General features: G+C 48.4%; 3 tRNA genes and 2 rRNA genes (1 of these 5 cut by a window edge). All 5 read left to right on the top strand.

What is annotated here, in order from left to right:
- Positions 1-599, top strand: a 16S ribosomal RNA gene (locus tag CWO27_RS23360) (it extends 956 nt beyond the left edge of the window).
- Positions 600-688: 89 nt separating this feature from the next.
- Positions 689-764: transfer RNA gene (locus CWO27_RS23355), tRNA-Glu, on the top strand.
- 2 nt (positions 765-766) lie between these two features.
- Positions 767-842, top strand: a tRNA-Lys gene (locus CWO27_RS23350).
- A gap of 33 nt (positions 843-875) precedes the next feature.
- Positions 876-951, top strand: a tRNA-Val gene (locus CWO27_RS23345).
- 368 nt (positions 952-1319) lie between these two features.
- Positions 1320-2500, top strand: a 23S ribosomal RNA gene (locus tag CWO27_RS23340); the annotation flags it as partial.

Raw genomic sequence — 2500 nt, 5'->3', positions numbered from 1 at the left:
GCATGTGGTTTAATTCGATGCAACGCGAAGAACCTTACCTACTCTTGACATCCAGAGAAGCCAGCGGAGACGCAGGTGTGCCTTCGGGAGCTCTGAGACAGGTGCTGCATGGCTGTCGTCAGCTCGTGTTGTGAAATGTTGGGTTAAGTCCCGCAACGAGCGCAACCCTTATCCTTGTTTGCCAGCGAGTAATGTCGGGAACTCCAGGGAGACTGCCGGTGATAAACCGGAGGAAGGTGGGGACGACGTCAAGTCATCATGGCCCTTACGAGTAGGGCTACACACGTGCTACAATGGCGCATACAGAGGGCAGCAAGCTAGCGATAGTGAGCGAATCCCAAAAAGTGCGTCGTAGTCCGGATTGGAGTCTGCAACTCGACTCCATGAAGTCGGAATCGCTAGTAATCGTAGATCAGAATGCTACGGTGAATACGTTCCCGGGCCTTGTACACACCGCCCGTCACACCATGGGAGTGGGCTGCAAAAGAAGTGGGTAGTTTAACCTTTCGAGGAGGACGCTCACCACTTTGTGGTTCATGACTGGGGTGAAGTCGTAACAAGGTAGCCCTAGGGGAACCTGGGGCTGGATCACCTCCTTATACGAAGATATTCACGATAAGTGTCCACACAGATTGATTAGGTTTAGAAAGTAAAAGAGACGAAGAACTCCCAAGTTCTTCAATCCAGTGTCCCGTTCGTCTAGAGGCCTAGGACACCGCCCTTTCACGGCGGTAACAGGGGTTCGACTCCCCTACGGGATACCATTGGGTCGTTAGCTCAGTTGGTAGAGCAGTTGACTTTTAATCAATTGGTCGCAGGTTCGAATCCTGCACGACCCACCATTCTTTCTCCACGAAGGAATTAAAACTTTTAGTGGGCGATTAGCTCAGTTGGGAGAGCACCTGCCTTACAAGCAGGGGGTCACTGGTTCGAGCCCGGTATCGCCCACCATTCTCTAAATATTCTTGGAAGTTAAATCTCCAAACCACTTCTTATGTCGCTGGTTGGATTTTTCGACTGTGAGAGTCTTTAGAAAATGTGAATTTTAGAACACTGGTTCTTAAAGTCTCATGCTCTTTAACAATTTGGAAAGCTGACTGATTGATTTACTTACGAGTAATTCAATCAAATTTAAAAGTTCTCAATGTTTATCTTTCATTAGATAAACACAACAAACACATTCAAGTGTCTTGTATTCGAATCAAACTTAGTTTGATTCACAATTGAGTCCGGCAAACAGTCATTGAGAATTAACCCTTCTTAATGACAACCAAAAACCTTGGTTAGTTGCCATACGCTAAGACCCTTTCGGGTTGTATGGTTAAGTGACTAAGCGTACACGGTGGATGCCTTGGCAGTCAGAGGCGATGAAAGGCGTAATAACTTGCGATAAGCCCAGATTAGGTAGTAATAACCTTTTGAGTCTGGGATTCCTGAATGGGGAAACCCACTTACATAAGTAAGTATCCTGTTGTGAATACATAGCAGCAGGAGGCAAACCGGGGGAACTGAAACATCTAAGTACCCCGAGGAAGAGAAATCAACCGAGATTCCGAAAGTAGCGGCGAGCGAAATTGGATTAGCCCTTAAGCTTTTAATGATGCAGGTGAAGAGTCTGGAAAGTCTCGCAGTAAAGGGTGATAGCCCCGTAACCGACACATCATAATCAGTGAAAACGAGTAGGGCGGGACACGTGATATCCTGTCTGAATATGGGGGGACCATCCTCCAAGGCTAAATACTACTGACTGACCGATAGTGAACCAGTACCGTGAGGGAAAGGCGAAAAGAACCCCTGTGAGGGGAGTGAAATAGAACCTGAAACCGTGTACGTACAAGCAGTAGGAGCACCTTCGTGGTGTGACTGCGTACCTTTTGTATAATGGGTCAGCGACTTAATTTTAGTAGCAAGGTTAACCGTTTAGGGGAGCCGTAGGGAAACCGAGTCTTAACTGGGCGTACAGTTGCTAGGATTAGACCCGAAACCAGGTGATCTAGCCATGGGCAGGTTGAAGGTTGAGTAACATCAACTGGAGGACCGAACCGACTAATGTTGAAAAATTAGCGGATGACTTGTGGCTAGGGGTGAAAGGCCAATCAAACCTGGAGATAGCTGGTTCTCCCCGAAAGCTATTTAGGTAGCGCCTCGGACGAATACTACTGGGGGTAGAGCACTGTTAAGGCTAGGGGGTCATCCCGACTTACCAACCCTTTGCAAACTCCGAATACCAGTAAGTACTATCCGGGAGACACACGGCGGGTGCTAACGTCCGTCGTGGAGAGGGAAACAACCCAGACCGCCAGCTAAGGTCCCAAAGTATAGCTAAGTGGGAAACGATGTGGGAAGGCTCAGACAGCCAGGATGTTGGCTTAGAAGCAGCCATCATTTAAAGAAAGCGTAATAGCTCACTGGTCGAGTCGGCCTGCGCGGAAGATGTAACGGGGCTAAGCTATACACCGAAGCTGCGGCTACGTACCTTAGGGTATGTGGGGTAGGGGAG

Origin of the sequence: Vibrio sp. 10N.286.51.C3 (assembly GCF_003050065.1) — a bacterium.
Taxonomy (GTDB): Bacteria; Pseudomonadota; Gammaproteobacteria; order Enterobacterales; family Vibrionaceae; genus Vibrio; species Vibrio crassostreae.
The sequence above is the reverse complement of the archived record's forward strand: the minus strand, read 5'-3'. Positions and strand labels throughout refer to the sequence as shown.